The 23,248-nt window shown below is 63.7% G+C and carries 22 protein-coding genes and 1 pseudogene; 22 read left to right on the forward strand and 1 reads right to left on the reverse strand.

Going from position 1 to position 23,248, the window contains the following annotated elements:
* The first annotated feature begins 191 nt into the window (after window positions 1-191).
* From IPN92_17410 to IPN92_17515, 22 genes and pseudogenes are all read left to right on the forward strand, one after another.
* Entirely contained in the window at window positions 192-338 is a 147-nt protein-coding gene (locus tag IPN92_17410) for a DUF4351 domain-containing protein (protein ID MBK8639962.1), read from the forward strand.
* A 276-nt stretch (window positions 339-614) separates the two neighbouring features.
* Window positions 615-854 (forward strand): type II toxin-antitoxin system Phd/YefM family antitoxin, encoded by a 240-nt coding sequence (locus tag IPN92_17415; GenBank protein MBK8639963.1) that lies wholly within the window; start codon window positions 615-617, stop codon window positions 852-854.
* 5 nt (window positions 855-859) lie between these two features.
* Window positions 860-1,263, forward strand: a pseudogene (locus IPN92_17420) (type II toxin-antitoxin system VapC family toxin).
* A gap of 93 nt (window positions 1,264-1,356) precedes the next feature.
* Entirely contained in the window at window positions 1,357-1,764 is a 408-nt protein-coding gene (locus IPN92_17425) for a hypothetical protein (GenBank protein MBK8639964.1), read from the forward strand.
* 19 nt (window positions 1,765-1,783) lie between these two features.
* On the forward strand, window positions 1,784-3,847 hold the full coding sequence (locus IPN92_17430) for a protein kinase (GenBank protein ID MBK8639965.1): 2,064 nt from the start codon (window positions 1,784-1,786) through the stop codon (window positions 3,845-3,847).
* 213 nt (window positions 3,848-4,060) lie between these two features.
* Window positions 4,061-7,762 (forward strand): SEL1-like repeat protein, encoded by a 3,702-nt coding sequence (locus IPN92_17435; GenBank protein MBK8639966.1) that lies wholly within the window; start codon window positions 4,061-4,063, stop codon window positions 7,760-7,762.
* A 154-nt stretch (window positions 7,763-7,916) separates the two neighbouring features.
* On the forward strand, window positions 7,917-8,657 hold the full coding sequence (locus IPN92_17440; GenBank protein MBK8639967.1) for a serine/threonine-protein phosphatase: 741 nt from the start codon (window positions 7,917-7,919) through the stop codon (window positions 8,655-8,657).
* A gap of 38 nt (window positions 8,658-8,695) precedes the next feature.
* The gene (locus tag IPN92_17445) at window positions 8,696-9,454 is read left to right on the forward strand and encodes a hypothetical protein (GenBank protein MBK8639968.1); all 759 of its coding nucleotides are present in this window, start codon (window positions 8,696-8,698) and stop codon (window positions 9,452-9,454) included.
* Between the two features lie 50 nt (window positions 9,455-9,504).
* Window positions 9,505-10,092, forward strand: a complete 588-nt coding sequence (locus tag IPN92_17450) for an FHA domain-containing protein (GenBank protein MBK8639969.1) — start codon at window positions 9,505-9,507, stop codon at window positions 10,090-10,092.
* Entirely contained in the window at window positions 10,092-11,831 is a 1,740-nt protein-coding gene (locus tag IPN92_17455; GenBank protein ID MBK8639970.1) for an FHA domain-containing protein, read from the forward strand. Before IPN92_17450 ends, IPN92_17455 begins: the two co-directional genes overlap by 1 nt.
* The gene (locus tag IPN92_17460) at window positions 11,828-12,949 is read left to right on the forward strand and encodes a serine/threonine-protein phosphatase (GenBank protein MBK8639971.1); all 1,122 of its coding nucleotides are present in this window, start codon (window positions 11,828-11,830) and stop codon (window positions 12,947-12,949) included. Before IPN92_17455 ends, IPN92_17460 begins: the two co-directional genes overlap by 4 nt.
* A 2-nt stretch (window positions 12,950-12,951) precedes the next feature.
* Entirely contained in the window at window positions 12,952-13,350 is a 399-nt protein-coding gene (locus IPN92_17465) for an FHA domain-containing protein (protein ID MBK8639972.1), read from the forward strand.
* Window positions 13,347-14,147, forward strand: a complete 801-nt coding sequence (locus IPN92_17470; GenBank protein ID MBK8639973.1) for a MotA/TolQ/ExbB proton channel family protein — start codon at window positions 13,347-13,349, stop codon at window positions 14,145-14,147. Before IPN92_17465 ends, IPN92_17470 begins: the two co-directional genes overlap by 4 nt.
* Window positions 14,148-14,273: 126 nt before the next feature.
* A complete protein-coding gene (locus tag IPN92_17475) occupies window positions 14,274-16,667 on the forward strand; it encodes a tetratricopeptide repeat protein (protein ID MBK8639974.1) in 2,394 nt (797 codons plus the stop codon).
* 45 nt (window positions 16,668-16,712) lie between these two features.
* Complete coding sequence (locus tag IPN92_17480) at window positions 16,713-17,474, forward strand: DUF2092 domain-containing protein (GenBank protein ID MBK8639975.1); 762 nt, start codon at window positions 16,713-16,715, stop codon at window positions 17,472-17,474.
* 12 nt (window positions 17,475-17,486) lie between these two features.
* A complete protein-coding gene (locus IPN92_17485; GenBank protein ID MBK8639976.1) occupies window positions 17,487-18,011 on the forward strand; it encodes a hypothetical protein in 525 nt (174 codons plus the stop codon).
* Between the two features lie 87 nt (window positions 18,012-18,098).
* Complete coding sequence (locus IPN92_17490) at window positions 18,099-18,350, forward strand: type II toxin-antitoxin system prevent-host-death family antitoxin (protein ID MBK8639977.1); 252 nt, start codon at window positions 18,099-18,101, stop codon at window positions 18,348-18,350.
* On the forward strand, window positions 18,347-18,601 hold the full coding sequence (locus tag IPN92_17495) for a Txe/YoeB family addiction module toxin (protein ID MBK8639978.1): 255 nt from the start codon (window positions 18,347-18,349) through the stop codon (window positions 18,599-18,601). The genes IPN92_17490 and IPN92_17495 overlap by 4 nt, the downstream gene beginning before the upstream one ends.
* Before the next feature lie 196 nt (window positions 18,602-18,797).
* A complete protein-coding gene (locus IPN92_17500) occupies window positions 18,798-19,772 on the forward strand; it encodes a neutral zinc metallopeptidase (protein ID MBK8639979.1) in 975 nt (324 codons plus the stop codon).
* Between the two features lie 97 nt (window positions 19,773-19,869).
* On the forward strand, window positions 19,870-20,244 hold the full coding sequence (locus tag IPN92_17505) for a hypothetical protein (protein MBK8639980.1): 375 nt from the start codon (window positions 19,870-19,872) through the stop codon (window positions 20,242-20,244).
* Between the two features lie 222 nt (window positions 20,245-20,466).
* The gene (gene aqpZ / locus IPN92_17510; GenBank protein ID MBK8639981.1) at window positions 20,467-21,180 is read left to right on the forward strand and encodes an aquaporin Z; all 714 of its coding nucleotides are present in this window, start codon (window positions 20,467-20,469) and stop codon (window positions 21,178-21,180) included.
* Between the two features lie 164 nt (window positions 21,181-21,344).
* Window positions 21,345-21,500 carry a hypothetical protein gene (locus tag IPN92_17515; protein ID MBK8639982.1) on the forward strand — a complete coding sequence of 52 codons (156 nt, stop codon included), beginning with the start codon at window positions 21,345-21,347 and terminating at the stop codon, window positions 21,498-21,500.
* Between the two features lie 47 nt (window positions 21,501-21,547).
* Here the strand turns inward: IPN92_17515 and IPN92_17520 are convergent, their stop codons facing one another.
* Window positions 21,548-23,158 (reverse strand): c-type cytochrome, encoded by a 1,611-nt coding sequence (locus tag IPN92_17520; GenBank protein ID MBK8639983.1) that lies wholly within the window; start codon window positions 23,156-23,158, stop codon window positions 21,548-21,550.
* Window positions 23,159-23,248: the final 90 nt, after the last annotated feature.

A 23,248-nucleotide genomic window follows, 5' to 3' on the forward strand; every position in this document is an offset into this window, starting at 1 on the left:
CGCTCCGATTGCGGCTTGCCCTCCGACAAGTGCCTCAGAGCGGCCCTTTCCGTGTCCTAATCGTGTAACACCACCTTCGCATGCGCGGCGAACGTCCGTTCCCGATGTTCAGGCTCGCGACCGGGGAGCCTCCCCGGAGAAACGGCTTTTCGGAGGGGACTCAAGACTATAAACGTGAGGGAGAAACCCTCGTGCTTCAACGCCAACTCACTCGCCGGTTTGGACCCTTGCCAAACGAGGTGACCGCGCGCATCTCCGGTGCCACCGTTGAGGAGATCGATCTCTGGGTGGACCGGGTGTTGGATGCGCGCACCCTTGACGAGGTTTTCCGTTCTTAATCGCCCCAAGGCACGCGACCTGACGGAGTTGAAAATGACCCTTGAGGAAAGCATGGCGAGCCAAGCGGCCCGGTTCGCGCCGGGCCCTCGCGGGTGGAAAGAGGTAAGGGCCAGAATCGGCGACAGAACTACCCCCTCGCCCCGCTTCGTTCATGCTAAGTAATAGGCAGGCACTTTGGGCGCACGAGACCGGTCGCCCACAGACAAGAAGGATTACGCTTGGTCATGCGGCAGGCTATCATCTGACCAACAGGGTCAGCTCAAGGTAAACAACCAATGGAACAAGTCCAAGTCGCTCAAGCCAAGGCCCACCTCTCCGCACTGCTCGAACGGGTCGAGACGGGCGAGGAAATCATCATTGCCCGCCGGGGGAAGGCCATCGCGCGATTGGTGCCAGAACCCCAGCAGCCCAGAACGGCGGCGGCGGCACTGGCTCCGGTCTGGGCACTCGGCGGTTTCGACCTGGAACCGATTCCGGAATTGCCCTTTGACGCTCGGGAAGTCACCCTCGACTAAGCCCGATGCGCTACCTGCTCGACACCAACATCGTCATCGCCCTGAGCAAGCAGGCCCAGCCGGTCATGGATCGACTGGGCCAGTGTCTGGCCAGCGATCTCGTCCTATCATCGATCGTGCTGGCCGAGATTGAATACGGCATCGCCAAGAGTGCCCGTCAAGCGCACAACCGCCAGGTCTTCGCCTCCCTCCTGCGCGGCTTTCCCGTCTTCAACTTTGACCTTTCCGCCACCCGGATCTATGGCCCCCTGCGCGCCGAACTGGAGAGGCGGGGCCAGTTGATCGGACCTTACGATTTGATGATCGCCGCCCACGCCTTGGCGCTTGATGTCACCTTGGTCACCGACAACAGCAATGAGTTTCTCGTGTTGCGGATTTGCGCCTGGAAAACTGGCTGCGTCCGGCCTAGTGGTAACCGGGACAATCATCGGAAGTGAGTTTTAACCCAGGATGAGAGGCCTCAGCAGGCACCGTGCCACCTAAACTGAGAGCATCAAACACCATGTCCCCCATGATCCAAGTCTTTGCCCTACTGCCCCTTTTGCTGTCGATGGCCAATGCCTGGTCCCAGCATCTCACGGGTACGGGAGATAACTTTGGCAGTGGCTGGCAGGCCGATGGCCAGGGCGGCTATATCGGGACCGGAAAAAATTTTGGTCGAAGTTGGCGCAGTGACGGCCAGAGTGGTTACATCGGCATGGGTGACAACTTCGGGAGGCGTTTCAGTTCCGACCGCAGGGGCGGTTATGTCGGCGGCGGCGATGATTTCGGCGGCGGATGGCGCGCCGACCCCCAAGGCGGCTTGACGGGCACGGGCAGCAACTTTGGCAAGGGCTGGCGCAATGATGGTCGGGGCGGGATCGAAGGCACCGGCAAGAACTTCGGTAAGGGCTGGCGACAACAGCATTAGCAACCACGAGGGTCAATCCATGTCACCCGCCATTTCCCGCTGCCCCTACTGCCTCGGTGCCACCCATGCCACCCCCTGTCAGGAGTGCGGTTGGCAACTTGGACAGGACAACCTCCCGCCCGCCCTGGCCTTGGGCCGGGTTCTGGATGGGCGTTACCGCATAGGCAGAGTCCTGGGTCAGGGTGGCTTCGGCATCACCTACCTCGCCTGGGACGACAACCTCCAACTCCGTCTTGCCATCAAGGAATACCTTCCCCGTGATAGCGTTACGCGGGCACCGGATGGCGTCAGCCTATCGGTCTATTCGGGACAAGCGGGTGAGCAGTTCGCCTACGGCCTCGACGGCTTCCTCGCGGAGGCCCGAGCCCTGGCGCGCTTCGACCAACATCCCGGCATTGTCACCGTCAAGAACTTCTTCCGCGCCCATGGCACCGGCTACTGTGTCATGGACTATGTGGAAGGGATTACCTTGCGCCAGTACCTGGAGCAGCAACCGGGCGGGCGGATGAGTGTCGATTCCGCCTTGAAACTTCTGACGCCGGTCATGGATGCCTTGCGGGCGGTTCACCAAGCAGGCCTCATTCATCGCGACATCGCCCCGGATAACATCTATATCACCCAAGACGGACGCATCCGGCTCCTGGACTTTGGTGCCGCCCGCTTCGCCGCTGGCCAGCACAGCCAATCCCTCTCCGTCATTCTTAAACCCGGCTATGCCCCGGAAGAGCAATATCGCGCCAAGGGCAAACAGGGCCCCTGGACGGACGTCTACGGTCTGGCCGCGACCTTCTACCGTGCCATTACCGGCCAGGTTCCCGCCGAATCCCTGGACCGGTTGGATAACGACGATCTGGTGCCGCCCTCGCGGTTGGGCATACTCATCAAGCCCGAACAGGAGGCGATCCTGCTCAAGGCATTGGCTATCAAGGCCGATCAGCGTTACCAAGATATCGCCGAGTTACAACAGGCCTGGCAAACCCCTTGCGTGTCGCCGAAATTCGCCCCCATGCCTGATCAAGCAGTCAGGCCGCCAGAGAATGCCCAGGGTAATCAGCCCACTCTGCCAGTAACCAGGGTAAGGTGGGGGCTCAAATTTGCGATGGGGAGCCTACTGGTCATTCTGGTGTTGATTGGCATGGCTATCTGGCAATTTCTTCCGGATAAAGCCCAGCCAGCTATCTCGACTTCGCATACCGAGCCTGATGCGTCAGTGGCTGTACTCCCTTCATCATCTCCGCCTCCCGCATCGACACCCACGGCAAGCCCAATGGGTGAGCCAGTTAGAAAGCCCAGGCTCTATGCTTTGTTAGTCGGAGTATCGGACTTTGATGATGATCGTCTTGATCTCACTTTTCCCGCCAAGGATGCAAGGGATTTTGGCGCAGCACTACAACGTCAGTCGGGCGGGCTTTACCAGGAAGTGGTCACCCGTATCCTTGAGAATCCCACCAGCGAGGAATTCCTTGTTGGCCTCGATTGGTTGCGTCTCATAGTCACCAGCAAGGACATCGCCGTCATCTTCGTGTCTGGCCACGGCGCGAACGACCCTGATGGCAACTACTATTACCTGACCCGAAATTCCGACCCCGAGCGCCTGCGCCGCACCGCCGTCTCCACTTTTGATGTGAAAAAGACCGTCTCTGCCCTACCGAGCAAGGTTCTGGTTTTTGCGGATACCTGTCTCCGTATTGCTGCTGAAGGGTCAAGGCGGGAAGCGGATAAGGCTTCAAAAATACTCCAATCCCTACAGCCGGTAGTTTCGCCGCCACGGGTGGAGGTGGCTAACATTAGGGGCGTCATCAACGATCTAAACGCTGCCGAGAATGGGGTGGTGGTCTTTGCCAGTTCCACGGGCAAAGAGTATTCACTGGAAAATCCCGAATGGGGCAATGGGGCCTTCACCAAGGCCCTGGTGGAGGGATTCGACGGAGCCGCCAACTATACGAAGGACGGCCGCATCACCATCCATCAACTTGATCTGTATCTCAGCGAGCGCGTTAAGGCGCTTACCGGAAACAAGCAGACCCCCACCACCACCCTGCCCCAGACCATTCCGGATTTCCCGATAGCGCTAAAACGCTAATCGGAAAAAACTCCAAGCCTGCGAAAATTGCAATACAGCGGAAGCAGAAAGGGACATATCATGATCATGCTGGACTCCACTCGCTGTCCCCATTGCTTCGAACTGTCATCAGCCACACTCTGTCCTCATTGCGGCTGGCGATTGGGACAAGACAACCCACCGCCCGCCCTGGCCCTGGGTCGGGTGCTCGATAGCCGGTACCGCATCGGCCGAGTGCTGGGTCATGGCGGGTTCGGCATCACTTATCTCGCCTGGGATGACAACCTCCAGTTGCGGTTGGCGATTAAGGAATATCTACCCCGCGATTGCGTGAGCCGGGGACCCGATGGGGTCAGCCTGGCCGTCTATTCCGGCCAAGCGGGCGAGCAGTTCGCCTACGGTCTCGATCGCTTCCTGGAAGAAGCCCGCACCCTGGCCCACTTCGACCAGCATCCGGGCATCGTCACCGTCAAAAACTTCTTCCGCGCCCATGGTACCGGCTACTGTGTCATGGACTATGTGGCGGGGATCACCTTGCGGCAGTACCTGGACCAGCAAAGGGATGGCCGGATCAGCGTCGCAGACGCCCTGAAACTGCTCATGCCGGTGGCCGATGCCCTGCGAGCGGTTCATAAGGAGGGCCTGCTCCATCGTGACCTGGCGCCAGATAACATCTATCTGACCCAAGACGGGCGCATCAAGCTCCTGGACTTTGGCGCCGCCCGCTTCGCCGCTGGCCAGCACAGCAAATCCCTCTCCGTCATTCTCAAACCCGGCTATGCTCCGGAGGAGCAATATCGCGCCAAGGGCAAACAGGGCCCCTGGACCGATGTTTATGGGTTTGCGGCTACCTTCTACCGTGCCATTACCGGCCAGATTCCCACCGAATCCCTGGACCGGCTGGATAACGACGATCTGGTGCCGCCCTCGCGGTTGGGCATCCCCATCAAGCCCGAACAGGAGGCAATCTTGCTCAAGGGCTTGGCCGTCAAGGCCGGGCAACGCTTCCAAGGCATGGCGGAGATGCAGCAGGCATGGCGCGCCTGTGACCTATCCGGGTCGCATCCGGCAAGTGAGCGGCGCGCTCCAACCGGGTCCTTGGATGCGGTTGCAACCCCGGAGCCCCTCAAACGGGGCAGGCCAGCTCTAATCCTGGCGATGGGTGGCGGCCTATTCCTCCTTGCCATCCTGGGCGTGATCCTTTGGCAGACAACAATCCGTTCAACGCCATGGCTAGCTGGGGATGGAACCCCACCAGCCACGCCACCCACGGCCACGCCGGCCCCGCCATCCACAGCGCCTATTACTACTGCACCACCTGCCCCGCCAAGCCTGGGCACGGTGGCGGACGGCGAAATGGCATTCGACCAAGGCAAATATGACCGGGCTCGCGCCATCCTGCTTCCCCTGGCCGCCGCGGGCGATCCCGTGGCACAGTTTTATATCGGTAAGATGTACGCAGAGGGACGAGGTCTCGAAAAGGATGAAGTCCAGGGTGTGAATTGGTACCGCAAGTCCGCCGAGCAGGGGCATACCAAGGCGGAAAACAATCTTGGTGTCATGTACCTGGATGGAAAAGGCGTTGCAAAGGATGAAGGCGAGGCGGCACGTTGGTTCCGCAAGGCCGCCGATCAAGGCCTACCTCAAGCCCAGAACAACCTTGGTGAGATGTATGAGACAGGGCAAGGTGTTGTCAAGGACCTCACGAAGGCCATGGGTTGGTATCGCAAGGCGGCGGAACAAGGCTATGCCCCTGCGGAATTCAATCTTGGAGGGATGTACGACAAGGGCCAAGGAGTTGGCCAGGATCCGGACGAGGCAGTGCATTGGTACCGCAAAGCGGCTGAACAAGGACATGTCGCTGGGCAATTGTCGCTTGCCTGGATGTACGAAAAAGGCCAAGGCGTCACTCAGGATGCGGTGGAGGCAGTGCGTTGGTACCGCAAGGCAGCTGAACAAGGGGATGGCTTTGGGCAAGCTAAACTTGGCGTGATGTATGCGAATGGCCGAGGCGTTGCCAAGGATGAGGTCGAGGCGGTGCGCTGGTATCGCAAGGCAGCTGAACAAGGGGATGTCCTCGGACAACACAATCTCGGAGTGATGTACGAATATGGCCAAGGTGTTGCCAAGAATGAGGCCGAGGCGGTGCGCTGGTACCGCAAAGCGGCTGAACAAGGGGATGCCGATGGGCAGACCAATCTTGGCGTGATGTACGCCAATGGCCAGGGCGTTTCCAAGAATGAGGCCGAGGCGGTGCGTTGGTACCGCAAAGCGGCTGAACAAGGGGATGCCCGTGGGCAAGCCAATCTTGGCGTGATGTACGCCAATGGCCAGGGCGTCACCAAGGATGCGACCGAAGCGGTGCGCTGGTTCAGCAAAGCGGCTGAACAAGGGGATGCCCGTGGGCAAGCCAATCTTGGCGTGATGTACGCCAATGGCCAGGGCGTTGCCAAGAATGAGGCCGAGGCGGCGCGCTGGTACCGCAAGGCGGCTGAACAAGGGCTTGCTGATGGGCAAACCTTCCTTGGTGGTATGTACGCCGGTGGTCGGGGCGTCGTAAAGGATGAGGTCGAGGCAGTACACTGGTTCCGTAAAGCCGCAGAGCAAGGGCATGCGGCAGCCCAAGCCGCCCTTAAAGAATTAGAAGATCGCATGAAATCAGCTATAACTTCCAATCCGAAGGCTCTCGCTACAGCTAAGGCCCTCGAAGATCAACTCGCCTGCCTCAACAATCCGGAGCCGGGAAAGGCAATCCGGGCGATGCTTGCGAATGGGACATTCAAACTGACTGAATTCAAAGGTGATGGCATCCCTGTCCTGGCGCCCACATCGGAAATACGTGTCTATGGGAAAAGGGTTAAATTTGTTTCCGGCTGGGAAATTGAACGTGATGGTGTTAGAGACCCTTTCAGCAGAGGCCCAGGTACAGCCCCTCCTCTTTTTATCGAGGTCATATTTGATGCGAAACCTAGCGAGATTAATTACTCCATACGCCAAATCAGAGGTGCCGATAACAGGCTTCAATATCCATACTCCACGATGGATCAAGCGAACGAGTATTATGAAAAAATCGGTACCACCATAACCTGCTACGGCCAATATAAGGAAAATATCTCTACCGAACCAGCCACGCCAACTCCTATTTACTTTGCCGCCGAACTCGCGCCCACGGCAAACATTCCTTCCGAAGCCCCTCTGTGCTACAAGTTCATTGTTTCTAGTTTGGAAGAGCAACTTCGTAAAATCAAGACCAAATATCCGGCTCTCTACGACGATAAAATCACGACCAATGGTGACGGTAGCAGGACCCTGCTTGCAAAACGTAATGACGAGACTGGAAAGGTTATTTCCTATTTCTATTCCACGAGTCCAAAGGTCTGCAACGAATACCAAAAGAACCATCTCGGGACGGGGATACCAGCCCCACCAGCCCAGCCCACGGTCAATACTCCAAGACCGAACCCCACATCATCCCAACCCGACTTCACGGCAGCCGATGCCAAGGCAGCCTTCGACCGGCGTGATTATGTAAGATCCTTCTCGCTTTGGCGCCCATTGGCCCAGGCCGGCGACGCCGAGGCTCAAAATTATTTTGGTTATATGTACGAAAGCGGTCTTGGCGTTGCTCAAGACCACGGCGAGGCCGTTCGCTGGTATCGCAAATCCGCGGAACAGGGCCTTGCCGAGGCGCAAAGTAATTTGGGCTTATCCTATGTCAAGGGTCAGGGTATCGCGCAGAACGATGCTGAGGGCAGGCGCTGGTTTCTAAAATCGGCGGAGCAAGGCTTCGCTGATGCGCAATACAATCTTGGCAAAATCTATGAGCAGGGTGTCGGTGTCGAAAGGGATCTCGCTCAGGCTAGGTATTGGTTCCGTAAGGCTGCCAGCCAAGGTCAGGCTAATGCACGGGATGCGCTCAAAGAGATTGGAGGTTGAGCGCCAGTGAAAACCAAAGCCCTTTACCTCGTATCCCGGTCATGCTCCTTTGGATTTTCTAATTTTGGATTTTCCAATTCAGCTCCCTATCAAATTCCCGCGGGTAAGCGCATCGTCTTGCCGCGTCCACCATTAGCTTCAAGGTAAATTACCCATGACGGCTTTGTGCTTCGACACGGCCAGCCTGAGCTATAGGGGCGCGCGGGCCAATAATGAGGATGCCTGCGGCTTTCGTGACGGCTGTTGGGTGGTCGCCGATGGCCTGGGCGGCCACGGTGGCGGCGAGGTAGCCGCGCGGCTGGCGGTAGAGGCCTTGCTTGGGTCCTGGAGCCCGACGGCACCCATGACGGCCACGGCCCTGATCCAGGGGCTCGCGGCGGCGGCAACCGCCATTCATAGTCACCAGGCCGAGGACCCTGGCCTGAGTGGGATGCGCACGACCCTGGTCATGCTCGCCACCGACGGGGCGCGGGCACTCTGGGCCCATGTGGGCGATAGCCGCCTGTATCTGCTGCGGGACGGGCGCGTCCGCTTCCAGACCGAGGATCACAGCGTCCCCCAGGCCCTGGTAAGAGCGGGAGAATTGACCCCGGCGGGGGTGCGCACCCATCCGGATCGCAATCGTCTCCTGAGGGCCTTGGGAGACGGCAATCCGCCGCGCCCGGACCTGGCGGCGACGCCCCTCGAACTCCAGCCCGGCGATGCCTTTCTGCTTTGCAGCGACGGCTTCTGGGAGGCGGTCACCGAGGGCGAGATGGAGGTGGCCCTGGCCAAGGCCACCGATGCCCATGGCTGGCTGGAACGCATGGCACTCGGTCTGCGCCGGCAGGCCAAGCCCGGCCAGGACAACTACACGGCCCTGGCGATCCTGGCCGAGGCGGCGCTGTCGTCATGAGGCGCCACAACCGCGAGATCAGCACCCTCAGCCTGTCGATGCTGGATGTCATCGCCGGGGCCATGGCGGCCTTCCTCATTCTCATGGTCATACTGCTGCCCTATTACGGGAAGGAAACGGTGAATCAGGAGGAGATCATTGCCGAGTTGCGGCAAGCAGTCGCGGAGGCCGAGGCGAAGCGGGCGGCCGCGGAAAGTGCGGCCGAGGCGGCGCAAGCCCTTGCCGCCCAAGCCCAGGCCAAGGTGGAGTCGCTGGAAGCCCAGCTCAGCCAAACCCAGGCAGACTTGGAGGCGGCGAAATCCGAACTCAGCCAGACCCAGGCAGCCCTTGCGGCGGCGGAAACCCAAGCCCGCGAGGCCCGGGCCGAGGTAGAGCGTCTGCGCCGTATCGCCGAGGACCTGGCAAAGCAAGTCAAATCTGGCATCACGCCCAACCTGATACTCTATGTCGAATGGTTTTCCAGCGATGTGGTTGATCTGATCGTCATGAAGCGGGAGAACAATGAAACCGCATGGTACGACTGGCCACCAGCCCACGGGAATGTGGAGCCACGCAGGAATGGCGGCAAAAGTTCTATATGGTTGAATGTACAGTATCGGTCGGGTGATTTGGGGGTAGATGTAAAGCTGTCGGCCATGGTTGATACCCATAAGCCTGTGAAGGTCTGGGGCAGAGTCTACCATCCGGATGGCTTTGATGAATTCCAAGAGGTACAGCTCTCGCGAGAAGGCCAGCGGGAGAGTATGGCTACGTTTCGGGTTGATGAGACCGGCGGGGTACGGGTCACACCCTGGTAAGGTTATCGGTACCAACTTAACTAACTAAAATACAAGGGAAGATCAGTACGATGAGCATGGTGTCTTGCGGGAACGGTCATTTCTATAACAACGAGGAGCACTCGAACTGCCCCTTTTGCGGCGTGGGCCTGGATCTGCGCGCCACCCGACCTCTCGGCGCTGAAACCCCTGGGCGGCCCACGGGCGACGCCGGTCACACCCGCGCGGCGGGGGCGCCACCCGCGCCGGGGCTGGGGCCCGATCCGGGGGCGACGCGTCATATCTGGGCCAAGCGTATGGGCGGAGTCGATCCGGTGGTGGGCTGGCTGGTGTGCGTCCAGGGGCCGGAGCGCGGGCGCGACTATCGCCTGCACAGCGAGCGCAACTTCATTGGCCGGGCGCCCAACATGGACGTGGCCATCACCGGCGATGCCACCATCAGCCGCGACAATCATGCCGTCATCAGCTACAACCCCAAGAAACACAATTTCCGCCTGGCCCCGGGGGACAGCCGGGGCCTGGTCTATCTGAATGACGAGGAGGTGCTGACCCCGGTGGCCGTGGCGCCCTACGACCGCATTGAACTGGGGGAGACGGTGCTGCTCTTCATCCCCTTCTGCGGCGAGCGCTTCACCTGGCCGGTGGAGGAGCAGGCGTGATGGCCCCTCATGCCGTGGTTCCGCTGACACCGCGCCGCTTGGGGTGGCCGCCCGGCGCCCGTGCCGACCGCGGCCGTCTGGCCCGGGTGCTGCCGCTGGCGCTGCTGGTCGGTCTGGGCACCGGTGGCGCCCTGGCCGGGGTGCCGGCGAGCCTCCGGATTACCCAGGCGCTGGCGCGGGGGACCGAGGTCACGGCCTATGTGGCGGTGCGCGACGAGGCCGGCGCGCCGGTGGCGGCGGAGGCCCTGGGCCAGGCTCGCGCGACCCTGGGCACCCAGGTCGCGGAGGTGGCTGCGGCCACGCCCTTCGCCGCGACGGGCGAGGGGGTGCTGTATATCTTGCTGGTGGATCTGTCGCGCTCCCTGGACGCGGCCCAGTTCGAGCGCATCCGCCAGGCGCTGCGGGACTGGATCGCCGCCCTGGGGGACTCGGATCGGGCGGCCATCCTGACCTTTGGCAATCAGGTCCATACCCTGGTAGCGCCGACGGCGGACCGGGCGGCCCTGACGGCCGCCCTCGATGGCCTCAAGCCCACCGACGACCGCACCGCCCTGCATCAGGCCCTGGCCCAGGGCCTGACCCTGGGGCGGCAACAGGGTGCCGACCTGCCCTCGCGCCGCGCCCTGGTGATCCTGAGCGATGGCCGCGATGACGCCCCCGGCGGCATGACGGCGGAGGAGGTCGAGATGCAGATGGCGGAGGGGGCGGTGCCCATCTATGCCATGGGCTTCAGCCGGATACGGGAGCGGGCAGCGCGGGAGGCGGGGCTGGCCGCCCTGGGTCGCCTGGCCCGCCGTTCCGGCGGACTCTTCATCGACGCCAGCGCCGGTGATCCGGGGCCGGCCTTCGCCGCGATGCGCGAGCGCATTCGCGCCGTGGAGCGGCTGGAAGTCCGGTGCCCGACCTGCGTGGCGGATGGTAATCGCTATCGCCTGCAAATCGCCTTGACCCAGGAAGGACGCACCCTGAGCGATGGGGTGGATGTGCGGCTTTATCCCCCGGTTGCGGCGACGCCCTCGCCCGCTACGCCGGGAGACAGTGACCCGCCACCGGCCACGAATGTTCGTCCGGAAGGCGATCCGGCGGATGGACGCGAACCGCCGACTGAGGAGACCCCTGCAACCACGGCCAGTCCCGCCGAGACGCCCCCAGATCCACCCGCTTCCCCGCCAGCAACCGAACCGGCCCTTGGGGCGTCACTCGCGGGTCTCATCGCCTGGTGGCCCTGGCTGCTGGGTGCCGTAGGTCTAACCCTGGGCCTGGTGCTCCTCCTCCTCGGCCTGCGGCGGCAAGGCCGGGGGGCGGAGTCAACCCCGCCGGTCCTGGTGCCCGAGGCCCAGCCCCTACCCGCAACGTCGATCGACTTCCCGCCACCCCCGCCCCCGGGGCCCGTGACCACCACCCGGCGGCCAGCCGCCCCGGCAGGGCCCACCCTGACCCTGGTCCACATGAAGGGCCGCCGGCGCGGCGAGGTGGCCCGCCTGGTGCTGGCCCCGGACGGCGTCATCGGGCGCAACGGCGCCTGCGCCCTGGCGCTGGTGGGAGATGAGGAGGTTTCAGCGCGCCATGCCCGCCTCTTTATCCAGGACCGCCGGCTGCTGTTGGAGGATCTGGGCTCCACCAATGGCACCTGGCTGAATGGGGTACGGCTCCTGGCCCCGACCCCGCTGCATGAGGGGGACCTACTGCGCATCGGCCAGACCGAACTGCGCCTGGGCGGGATCGGGGACGGCCGATGACGAGCCCGCAAGCCCCGGAGACCCTGGCCGGCCCCGGCTGGCGGCTGCGTCCCGGCAATGCCCAATGGATCGGCGCCCGCCAGGAACAGGAGGACGCCTTCGGCTTTGCTGGCTTTGACGCCCGTGGCCAGGCCGGTCCGGACGGGGTCCTGGCGGTGGTGGCGGATGGCATGGGTGGTCTGAGCGAGGGCCGGGCGGCCAGCCAGGGGGCGGTGTCCGGCTTTCTAGAGGCCTGGGCTGGGCAGCCGTTGGACCTGGCCGTGACCGAGCGGCTCCTGGGGGCGATGACGGCGGCCAACCAGGTCGTCCATAACCTGGCCCGGGCGACCGCTGGCGAGGGGGAGGTCGGCACCACCCTGGCGGCGGCGGCGATCCACCAGGGGCACCTCTTCTGGATCAGCGCTGGCGATAGCCGCCTCTATCTCTACCGCGCCGCCGATGGCTCTCTGACGCCTTGCAATGAAGAGCACAACCTGGCCCTGCAACTCTGGCGGGAGACTGCGGCGGAGGGCCCGACCCCGGGCTGGATCGAGGACCACCCCCAGCGGAATGCCTTGATCAGCTTTCTCGGCCTGGCGGAGATCCCCGAGATCGACCGTAATTTGCGGCCCCTGGCCCTGGAGGCTGGGGATCGGCTGCTGCTGTGCAGTGATGGCGTCGATGGCGTCCTGAGCCGGGACGAGCTGAAGGAGGGCTTGGACGCCGATCCCCAGACCGCCGCGGAGGGGCTGATCGGGCGGTTACGGGCGCGCGAGCGGCCCTATCAGGACAATGCGACGGTGGCCATTCTGGCCTGCGAGGGTTGGGATGCCCCCACCCGAGTTAGCCCCATGCCACCCGTCCGCGAGGAGATCCGCCGGAGGTGGTGGCGGTGGCCAGGGCCATGGGCCTTGGCGCTCCTGTTGCTGACTCTGGTTATAGGGTTGGGTGTTGGCTGGTGGCAGGGGTGGACGCCGGCACCCCCGGCCCACGAAGCCAGTGCCCCGCCGGCCCCTGATCAGCCGAAGCCGGCGATGGCTGAACCCGCGATGACCCCGGACCCGGCCCCAGACCCGGCCCCAGGGCAAGTGAGTTTCCCGCCTCCCAATATCGACAAGTCGGTGGGGCCCAAGGAGTGACCATGAAGGCAGTGCGACATAAATACAGCATCGGCCGGGAGCGAAGCTGCGACATCCCGCTGGCGGATGATTCGGTGAGCGGGCATCACGCCGAACTGGAGTTCCTGGAGGACGGCAAGTGGCTGCTCACGGATTGCCAGAGCACCAACGGCACCTTTCTGCTGGGGAACGGCGGCGCGCCCCGGCGGCTCAGCCAAAGCCTGGTCTCACCCCTCGACCGGGTGCGCTTCGGCGGCGTGACCTTGGGGATGCGGGAACTCCTGGAGGCCCTGCGCCTCAAGGCCGGGATTCCCGGCCCCACTCCCGAGGAGGCGGCCAGGGTCCAGGGGCGGCGGCTGATTCGCTGCCCCTGCGGCGGCATCAAGACCGCCGAGGCCCCTTGCCCGGAGTGCGGCCAATGAGCAGCTCCCTGGTCGTGAGCCTCTGGCGGCAGCCCCAGGCCGGGCCCGTCCTGGTCCTGGCGGTCCTGGTGGCGGCGCTGGGCATCGCCCTGCTGACCTGGGCCTTGCCAGCCGGGAGTCCGGCGGCGCTGGTCATCCTCGATTATCAGGCCACGCCACCGCCGGCTTATCCCTTCGTCTATCCCTTTACCATCCAGAATCTGACCCATCTGCTGCTCTTCATCGGGCTGGGCGAGATCTACCGCCGGTGGCGCACCACGGCTCGGGAGGAGGCCTGGCTGAGCCAGGGCCTGTTGCCGGAGGCCTACGCCGTGGTCCTGCAATCGCACGATCTGCCGCCCCTGCGGGCCCGGGTGGCGGGGCTCTATGACGGGGAGCGGGGCTTTCTGCCAGGTCTCATCGATCTGTGCATCCTGCAGTTTCTCGCCAGCCGCTCGGTGGATCAGACTGTGAGTGTGCTCAATTCCAGCCTGGAACTCCTGATGCACCGGGTGGATCTGCGCTACACCCTGCTAAGCTATCTGACCTGGGTCATCCCCACCGTGGGCTTTATCGGTACCGTGGTCGGCATCGCCCTGGCCCTGGCCATGATCGACCCCAGCGCCGCCGTTCAGCCCCTGGGCGAGATCGCCCGCGCCTTGGGGGTGAGCTTTTACACCACCCTGGTCGCCCTGGTGGACAGCGCCATCCTGGTCCTGCTGCTGCAACTGGTCCAGGCCCGCGAGGAACTGGCGGTCAACGCTGCCGGGCGCTATGTGCTGGTGAATCTCATCAATCGGTTGTATAGCGGGCAGTGAGTAGGGGCAGGGTAACGTGATTCCGGCAGGCCTGATTGCGTCAATCTGCCAATGGCGGCCATGGCGAGACCCAACCCTGGCTGATATCCTGGACCCCCTTAACGCTCCTGACCTGTACCTGATGCCATGGCTTTTCGTGCCTGCCTCCTTACCTTAGTGCTCCTTCCATGCCTCCTCATGGCCCAGCCTGGCCAGGAGGCCCCGTCGGTTCCCGGACCAGACCCGCTTTTGGACCCTTTACGGGCGGAGCGGGGATTCATCGGCGCGGCAGCCTGTGGCGAGTGCCACCCGAAGGAACTGGCCCTGTGGCGGGGCTCTTACCATGACCGGGCCATGACCCTGGCGACGCCCGAGACGGTGCGCGGCAACTTCGAGGAGGCCGACATCACCGCCCTGGGGGTGACCTCCCGCTTCTTCCACCGGGATGGCGAATTCCTCGTCAGCACCGACGGCCCGGACGGAGAACTCAAGGACTACCCCATCCGCTACACCTTCGGCTGGTCGCCCCTTCAGCAATATCTGATCGCCTTCCCAGGCGGCCGGCTCCAGAGCCTGGGCCTGGCCTGGGATACCCGCCCCCGGGAGCAGGGGGGACAAGACTGGTTCCATCTCTATCCCGACCAGGCCCTGGACCACCGCCATCCGCTGCACTGGACGGCGCCGGATCAGACCTGGAACTACCAGTGCGCGGACTGCCATTCCACGGACCTGCAAAAGCGCTATGACGCCAAGAGCAAGGGCTATGACACCCGCTACGCGGAGATCAACGTCGCCTGCGAGGCCTGCCATGGCGCCGGTGCCCGCCATCTGGCCTGGGCCAAGGCCGCCGCCGCGCGGTCGGCCCAGGCGGGCGGGACCGGCACGGATGAGGCGGCCCATGCCGCCGTGGCGGATGATCCGACCCGGGGGCTGCTGGTGGACCTGAAGGATCGCGATGGTGGCCTCTGGCGGCTTTCCGGCGAGACCGGCAAACCCAGTCGCCAGCCACCCCGCCACTCCCAAATTCAGACCGAGACCTGTGCCCGCTGCCACTCCCGGCGCGGCCGCATCTGGGATGAGATGAAGCCCGGCGAGCCCCTGCACCAGGGCTTTCGGCTGGCCCTGCTGGAGCCGGACCTCTATTTCCCGGACGGCCAGATCAAGGACGAGGTCTTTGTCTTCGGCTCCTTCATCCAGAGCCGCATGTATCATCAGGGGGTCGTCTGCGGCGATTGTCATGATGCCCACAGCCTGCGCCTCCACGCGGACGGCAATGCCGTCTGTGCCCGCTGCCATCTCGCCCCCCGCTACGATTCACCCGAACATCATCACCATCCGGCCGGCTCCGAAGGTGCTGCCTGCGTGGCCTGTCACATGCCCCAGCGCTTCTATATGGTGGTGGACGAGCGGGCCGATCATAGTTTGCGGGTGCCGCGACCGGATCTGTCCCTCAAACTTGGCACCCCCAACGCCTGCAATGGCTGTCACACGGATAAGGATGCCGCTTGGGCGGCGGCCAGTGTGGAGACCTGGTATCCCGATCCCCAGTATCGGGGGCCTCACTTTGGCGAGACCCTCCAAGCGGCGGACCATAAGGCCCCGGACGCGACCCAGCGCCTGCTGGCCCTGGCGGGGGACCCGACCCACCCCGCCATCGCGCGGGCGAGCGCCCTGGACCGGCTCCATGACCAGCCCCAGGACGGCGCGGGCTCCCCGACTCTACTAACGGTGCGCCGCCTGCTCGCCGACCCGGAGGTTCTGGTGCGGGCCCAGGCCGTGCGCTATCTGGATCTCGTGGATTTGCGGACCCGGATCGATCTGGCCTGGCCCCTCCTGTCCGATCCGGCGCGCACGGTACGACTGGAGGCGGCCCGAGTGCTGGCGCCCGTGATGCGCCAGGGGATCGGTGGCAAGCTGGCGGAACAGATGCGGGCCGCCCTGGCGGAGTACGCGACCGCGGAGCGTGTGAATGCCGACCGCCCCGAGGCCCACCTCAACCTGGGCCTCATCGCTATCGCCACGGGCGAGCCCAGGGTGGCGGAGCAGTCCTATCGCACCGCCCTGGAACTCGATCCCCGCTTCACGCCCGCCCGCGCCAACCTGGCGGACCTCTATCGGGAACAGGGGCGCGAGGCGGACGCCGAGGCCGAACTCCAGGCCGGACTGGCCGCCGATCCAGACAATGCCGACCTGCTCCATGCCCTGGGACTGGCGCGGGTGCGCACCCACCGGCTGGAGGTGGCGATCGAGGACCTGGCGCGGGCCGCGCGGCTAGCCCCGGACAACAGCCGCTTTGCCTATGTGCGGGGGGTGGCCCTGGATGCCGCCGACCGCACCCCCGAGGCCGTGGCCGTGCTGGAGGCCGCCCAGCCGGGAGATCCGGCCAATCGGGACCTCCTGATCGCCCTGATCCAATATAATGCCAAGCTGGGGCGGTTACAGGAGGCCCAGCGCTGGCTCACGGAGTTCGGCGCCAAGGCCCCGGGGGACCCGGCCATCAAGGCACTTCTGGAGCAGCTTGGGAAGCCGGGGACTCAATAAAAGGTCACCCTTGCGTCATTCATTTTGATGAGGAGAAACAAAGGTATGTTGATCAAGGCAAAAGCAATGACGTCCCTGGTGGCCGCCGGCCTGATGTGGGCCGGCTCCGCCTGGGCCATGGACGAGACCCCGGTGGACCCGGCGGCCCTAAAGGCGCTGGATGCCATGGGGGCGCATTTGCGCGGCCTGACGTCCTTTAGCGTCCAGGCCAATGACACCCTGGACGAGGTGTTGGACTCCGGGCAGAAGATCCAATTTTCCTCCACTCTCAAACTGGACGTGCGTAAGCCCAATGGCTTGCGGGCGGAAATCGAGACGGATCGCAAATCGCGTCGTATCTTCTATGACGGCAAGAACTTCACCCTCTATGCCCCTCAGGACCAGTTTTTTGTCACCGTGCCGGCCGCACCCACCCTCAAGGAGGTGTTGAATACGGTCGAAACCAAATACGGTATCGCCTTCCCTCTGGTGGATCTATTCCACTGGGGTGAGGATGACTCGATGACGAGTGACATCAAGGAGGCGATACGGGTTGGCCCCAGTCGGATCAATGGCCAATTGACCGATCACTACGCCTTCCGTCAGGAAGGGCTGGATTGGCAGATCTGGATCGCCCAGGGCGAGGCGCCGTTACCCTTGCGCTATGTGATTACCACCCTCGATGAACCGGGCGAGCCGCAATACAGCGCCAACCTGACATGGGATACGGGTGTCAAATTCGACGATAAATCATTTACTTTCGTGCCCGGCCGGGACGACCACCCGATCCCGATCGTCGCGATCGATGTCGTGGCGCCAGCGCAATAGGAGGCATTGGAGATGAAATTCTTGAACGCAAAAGCCCTGATGGCACTCTCCTCGGCGCTGGTCATCGCGGGTTCCAGCCTGCTGCTCACCGATGCCTGGGCGGATCGTGGAGGACGGGGTGGCGGCGGTGGTCACGCCCGTACATCGGTGAATAGGAGTGTCAACAGTAACCGGAACGTCAACGCCAATCGCGCCGCTAACCGTAACACCAATGTCAACCGCAATACCAACGTCAACGTCAATGCCAACCGCAATGTCAACGTCAATGCCAACCGCAACGTGAATGTCAACAGCCATCACGATGTGGATGTCGATGTCTACCGCGGCGGCTATCATCCCGTGGCGACGGGCGTCGCCGTCGGTGCCGCCGTGGCCGTCGGCGCCGCCGTGGTGGGCTCCATCGTCTATTCGCTGCCGCCCTCCTGCAGGAGCGTCACGGTGGGATCAGTCACCTATCGGGAATGCGGGGGCACCTATTACCAGCCCCGCTATGTGGGCTCCAGCGTGGAGTATATCGTGGTGGATTCGCCCTATTGATGCCGGGTTCGACCAGATGGTGAGATGGGCCGCGGCGAAGGGTGCGCGTACCATTTCCTGTCCAAGTTCCACCCCAAGAGGAAGCCAATGGATGCCATCACCTACACCGCCGCCCGGGCGAACCTGGCCCGCACCATGGACCGGGTCTGCGATGACCATGACCCGGTCATCATTACCCGCAACTCGGAGCAAGCCGTTGTCATGCTATCGCTGGAGGACTACAGCGCGCTGACCGAGACCGCTTACCTGCTGCGCAGCCCAGCCAACGCCCGGCGCCTGCTGGAGTCCGTCGCGGAATTGGGGCGGGGTGGGGGTACCGAGAGGGACTTGGCCGAGTGAAGATCGTCTTCTCCGAGCGGGCTTGGGAGGACTACCTCTACTGGCAGGGCCAGGACCGCAAGATCCTGGCCCGTATCAACCACCTGATTCGCGAGGTCCAGCGCGACCCGGTCGCCGGGATCGGCAAACCCGAGGCCCTGAAGCACGCCCTGGCCGGATATTGGTCCCGGCGAATCACCGATGAGCATCGCCTGGTTTACAGGGTCCAGGATGACGCCCTGTGGATTGCGCAGGCCCGGTATCACTACTGAGCCCGACCTGGGTCCGGCGTCTCGCCTCGGCAAAGGGACCTGCGCCCGGCCGGCTATGGCGTTTTTGGCGTTACCGGGTCCCTACCCTCTTCATCGACGGCGCTGGCGGTGGGCGAGGCATTGTTCGGGACAAACGAATGCTATGATCCGCCGGACTTTGAATTGACGACCACGACTCTGGATCACGGGGGGAATGATGCGCTGGAGAACTGGCAGGCGAAGCGATAATGTGGAGGACCTGCGGGACGACTCCGGATCCGCCGGGAACGGGTTTGGTGGGCCGCGCCTGCCCGTACGCATAAGCCGTGGCGCCGGCTTTGGCGGTGGCCTGGGCACCATCCTGCTGCTCCTGGTCGGCCTCTACTTCGGGGTTGACCTGACCGCCTTCCTCGGCGGTGGGACCCCCCAACTCGATAACGGCGGCGGACAGCTTCAGTTGCCTGGTCCGAGGCACGAACCGGGCGCGCATCAACCGAGGCCACCGCCTCACGCCGGCGGCCTGCAAGCCCCGGGGGCCGGGGCCACGCCCGATGAGCTCAAGGACTTCGTCTCCGTCGTCCTGGCGGATACCGAGGACACCTGGGGGGAGATCTTCCGCCAGGGAAAACAGCGTTATCAGGAACCCAAGCTGGTCCTCTTCTCTGACAGTGTCCGCTCCGCCTGCGGCTTCGCCGAGGCCGCCATGGGGCCCTTCTACTGCCCCGGAGACCACAAGGTCTATATCGACCTATCCTTTTATGACGAGCTGCGCAGCAAATTCGGCGCCCCGGGGGATTTCGCTCAGGCCTATGTCATCGCCCACGAGATCGGCCACCACGTCCAAAAACTGCTCGGCATCACCGATCAGGTCGAGGAGGCCAGGCAGGGCCGCGGCAAGGCCCAGGCGAACCAACTTTCGGTGCGCCTGGAACTCCAGGCCGATTGCTTCGCCGGTGTCTGGGCCAACCGCGCCGACCGGGCCCGTGGCATCCTGGAGGCCGGCGACGCCGAGGAGGCCCTCAAGGCCGCCTCCGCCATCGGCGACGACCGCCTGCAAAAGCAGACGCGGGGCTATGTCACCCCGGACAGCTTCACCCACGGCAGCTCCGCCCAGCGCGTCGCCTGGTTCCGCCGCGGCCTGGAGAAGGGCGACGTCAACGCCTGCGACACCTTTTCCGCCAAAAACCTCTAATCCAGTACTTAAGACAGGGCTGGGGTCTTGCCGGATTTGACCGGCACCCCGAGCCTCCGATCCAGCCATCAGATCCCCTGACAGGACTAAAGACACCATGAATCGCACCCGCACCCTCGCTGCTCTCTTCTCCCTTGCGCTCCTGGCCCCCGCCTTCGCCGATGAGGTGGTTCAGAAGAGCATCGCTGACATCTACCAGGAAAAAGCAGAACTCGCCGGCAAGCCGGTGAAGCTCCAAGGCAAGGTGGTGAAGGTCAACAACAACATCATGAACCGGAACTTCCTCCACCTCCAGGACGGCTCCGGCGACCCTGCCGTGAGCACCAACGACCTGACGATCACCAGCGACGACACCGCCGCGATAGGTGATACCGTTACCGTCACCGGCACCCTGATGGTGGACCTGGACTTCGGCTCCGGCTACAAGTACCCGCTGCTGCTCGAAAAGGCGAGCATCACCCAGGCCCCATGACCGCGACGCCACTTTGAGCCCTGGTCAGGGCCATTCCTGCCTACCCGTCCCCCGCCGGGAACCGAACCGTCCCGCGGCTAGCCGGGTAGGACTTGAACCCATGGGGTTCTTGACCACAATGGCCTTTGGCATCCATGCCCTATAATTCCCCCCCGGGCTTCGGCACATCGAACCCGGCCTTTCATCAACCTCGGTTTTTTCACCCATCGCTAGGAGCAATCCATGAACCTCAGTAACAAACTCGCCGCCGAATTCATCGGCACCTTCTGGCTCGTCCTCGGTGGCTGCGGCAGCGCCGTGCTGGCGGCGGCCTTTCCCGGCGTCGGTATCGGCCTGCTGGGGGTCGCCCTCGCCTTCGGCCTGACGGTCGTGACCATGGCCTATGCCATTGGTCACATCTCCGGCTGTCATCTTAACCCGGCGATCTCGGTCGGCCTGGTGGTCGGCGGGCGTTTCCCGGCCAGCGAACTGGTGCCCTACATTGTCGCCCAGGTCCTGGGCGCCATCCTGGCGGCCTTCCTCCTCTACTTCATCGCCAGCGGCCAAGCGGGTTTCACGCTGTCGGCCAGTGCGCTGGCGGTGAATGGCTACGGTGACCTGTCGCCCGGCAAGTATTCCATGATGGCGGGCTTGGTGACGGAGGTGGTGATGACTGCTATCTTCCTGTTCGTCATCATGGGCAGCACCGACAAACGTGGCATTGGCTCCCATGCCGGCCTGGCCATCGGCCTGGCCCTGACGCTTATCCATCTCATCTCGATCCCGGTGACCAATACCTCGGTCAACCCGGCCCGCAGCACGGGGCCGGCGCTCGCCCTGCTGATGGGCGGCTATAATCAAGCCCTGAGCCAACTCTGGCTGTTCTGGGTTGCCCCCATCATCGGCGCCGTCATCGGGGCCCTGGCCTATAAGGCGGTGGGTGGCAAGGAGGCCTGATCGGTCGCCTGGGCCTCAGCCCTAACCTGTACCGGGAGTCGCACCGACTCCCGGGTCCAGGGTCCTTCATCATCACCCCCAGGATCGTTGGCATCCCGGCCCTGAACAGCTCGACCCTCGCCGCGTCGGTGCCCTCATAGCCATTAGCCCCGAGGTACTTGCCGATGAACCACCTGCTCCTGCTCCTCCTCTTTGTCTTCGCCCTCGGGCTTAGCGCCTGCGCCACCCCGGCGGACGTCAAGGACACCCAAGCGCCCTCCTCTGGCCCCACCTTCTATGGCAAGTTTACGGGCTCGGTGGAGCGTATCTGGAGGCCGTGAAGCCGAGAGGCACCTGAAGAAGTCCTTCGGGACGCTTCTCCCCGTTTTCAGTGACTCGTCCCCTCGGATCGCGTGATCTTGTTGTAAACGTTGTACTTGCCGGAAGGCTTGCGCATGGATAGCCGCTTCACCTCCTTGAAGGTCTGGGCGTCATAGACCACCAGGGCGCCATCGTCCTCCCAGATACTGACCAGGGCGTACTTGCCATAGCGGTCGAATTCCACATGGGCCGCCGTCTTGCCGGGCTCCGGACGCAGGGTCGCGACGACTTGCAGGCTCTGCTTGTCGATCACATGCAGGGCATCCTTGTTGGGTCCTGAAAAGACGTCCACCCAGGCGTAGGGGCTGTTTTCGTGGCTGCGGGCAAAGAAGCCGGGGCCCTGGGTAGGTATTTTCGCCACCGTCTCCCAGGTGCCCAGATCGATGACCGTCACCTCGGACTTGGACAGGTGGGGGGTGGCCAGCAGGGTGCGGCCGTCGCGCTCCCAGGTGATGCCGGAACTTAGGTGCGGCATGCCATCCAGGTCCAGTTCGGCGATGCGCTGACGAACGTCGAGATTGATGGCCTGCCCCTTGTTGCCATCCCGGGCCGCGCCGATCAGGATCTGGTAGCTTTGATTGAAGAAGAAATCATCCAGAAAGCCGTCGAGCTTGGTCCGGCGCACCGGGAAGGGGCCTGGCTCCCGAGCGGTCCCCTCCCCCAGCCGATAATCGTGCATGGGGCCGTTATAGACCGGCAGGGGATCGTCCGCGACCATGATTTCCCAGACCTCGGGGATATCCTTGAGGGCGGCGACGAAGCTCTGCCGGGGAGGCGCGGCATAGACGGCGCTCACCCGACTGGTCTTGCCCGTTTCGTCCTGGACCGGGATCAGCTTGATGGGCAGCAGGTCCCGGGCGTCCAGGATCACCAGGTTGTGGGGCAGATAATTGGCCACGGCGACATAGCGGCCATCGCCGGACACCGCCAGGTTGCGGGTGTTGATGCCGGCGCGGATCTCGGCCACGGTCTGGAAACTGTGCAGATCGAATTTGCTGATCCAGCCGTCCCGGGAGGCGAAGTAGACGAAGCGCCCGTCATTGGAGAATTTGGGCCCGCCATGCAGGGCGCGGCGGGTGGCAAAGCGATGGAGGGGCTCCAGGCGGTCGCCATCCAGGATGGTGGCATGGTGATCGCCCGTCTCCACCACCACGAAGAGATTCAGCGGGTCGGCGTTATGGAGGGGGTGATCCGGAAGGGTCGCGGGGTCCACCAGGGCCAGATGGCTGGCGCGGATGCGCTCCAGGCCCCACTCCGGGGTCTCCGCCGGGGGGGTGAAGACCAGGTCCACCAGGGACTGTGCCTCGGCCGCGGAGAGCCGTTCCGCGAAGGCCGGCATCTGGGTGGCCGGCCGGCCCTGGAGGATGAGGTTGGCGGCCTCCTCGCGCTTGAGACGACCAAAATTCTCGGGGATCAGAGGCGGGCCCGTAATGCCCAGGCGGTCGGCGCCATGACATTCGGCGCAGATTTGGGTGTAAAGGGCCTCGGCCTCCCGGGGTTGGCCCTCCGCCACTGGGGGGGACCCGGTCGCCAGCGGCGCCAGCGGGGTGGACTCGGCCCAGGCGGAGGGGTGACTAAGCGCTATCGCCAGCGGCAACAGCAGGAGAATTCTTGGCATGGCCATGGCAAATCACTGACAAAAAATCGCCCGTCCGGCGATTTGAAAGAGTGGGGCTTCCCTGCCCCATGAGGATAGCGCCTGGCCCCG

The organism is Chromatiaceae bacterium (assembly GCA_016714645.1).
Classification (GTDB): domain Bacteria; phylum Pseudomonadota; class Gammaproteobacteria; order Chromatiales; family Chromatiaceae; genus M0108.

Coding starts and splice junctions, on each gene's coding strand:
- IPN92_17415 (MBK8639963.1), top strand. CDS start 615: ATGGAACAAGTCCAAGTCGCTCAAGCCAAGGCCCACCTCTCCGCACTG.
- IPN92_17425 (MBK8639964.1), top strand. CDS start 1,357: ATGTCCCCCATGATCCAAGTCTTTGCCCTACTGCCCCTTTTGCTGTCG.
- IPN92_17430 (MBK8639965.1), top strand. CDS start 1,784: ATGTCACCCGCCATTTCCCGCTGCCCCTACTGCCTCGGTGCCACCCAT.
- IPN92_17440 (MBK8639967.1), top strand. CDS start 7,917: ATGACGGCTTTGTGCTTCGACACGGCCAGCCTGAGCTATAGGGGCGCG.
- IPN92_17445 (MBK8639968.1), top strand. CDS start 8,696: ATGCTGGATGTCATCGCCGGGGCCATGGCGGCCTTCCTCATTCTCATG.
- IPN92_17450 (MBK8639969.1), top strand. CDS start 9,505: ATGAGCATGGTGTCTTGCGGGAACGGTCATTTCTATAACAACGAGGAG.
- IPN92_17455 (MBK8639970.1), top strand. CDS start 10,092: ATGGCCCCTCATGCCGTGGTTCCGCTGACACCGCGCCGCTTGGGGTGG.
- IPN92_17460 (MBK8639971.1), top strand. CDS start 11,828: ATGACGAGCCCGCAAGCCCCGGAGACCCTGGCCGGCCCCGGCTGGCGG.
- IPN92_17465 (MBK8639972.1), top strand. CDS start 12,952: ATGAAGGCAGTGCGACATAAATACAGCATCGGCCGGGAGCGAAGCTGC.
- IPN92_17470 (MBK8639973.1), top strand. CDS start 13,347: ATGAGCAGCTCCCTGGTCGTGAGCCTCTGGCGGCAGCCCCAGGCCGGG.
- IPN92_17475 (MBK8639974.1), top strand. CDS start 14,274: ATGGCTTTTCGTGCCTGCCTCCTTACCTTAGTGCTCCTTCCATGCCTC.
- IPN92_17480 (MBK8639975.1), top strand. CDS start 16,713: ATGTTGATCAAGGCAAAAGCAATGACGTCCCTGGTGGCCGCCGGCCTG.
- IPN92_17485 (MBK8639976.1), top strand. CDS start 17,487: ATGAAATTCTTGAACGCAAAAGCCCTGATGGCACTCTCCTCGGCGCTG.
- IPN92_17490 (MBK8639977.1), top strand. CDS start 18,099: ATGGATGCCATCACCTACACCGCCGCCCGGGCGAACCTGGCCCGCACC.
- IPN92_17500 (MBK8639979.1), top strand. CDS start 18,798: ATGCGCTGGAGAACTGGCAGGCGAAGCGATAATGTGGAGGACCTGCGG.
- IPN92_17505 (MBK8639980.1), top strand. CDS start 19,870: ATGAATCGCACCCGCACCCTCGCTGCTCTCTTCTCCCTTGCGCTCCTG.
- aqpZ (MBK8639981.1), top strand. CDS start 20,467: ATGAACCTCAGTAACAAACTCGCCGCCGAATTCATCGGCACCTTCTGG.
- IPN92_17515 (MBK8639982.1), top strand. CDS start 21,345: ATGAACCACCTGCTCCTGCTCCTCCTCTTTGTCTTCGCCCTCGGGCTT.
- IPN92_17520 (MBK8639983.1), bottom strand. CDS start 23,158: ATGCCAAGAATTCTCCTGCTGTTGCCGCTGGCGATAGCGCTTAGTCAC.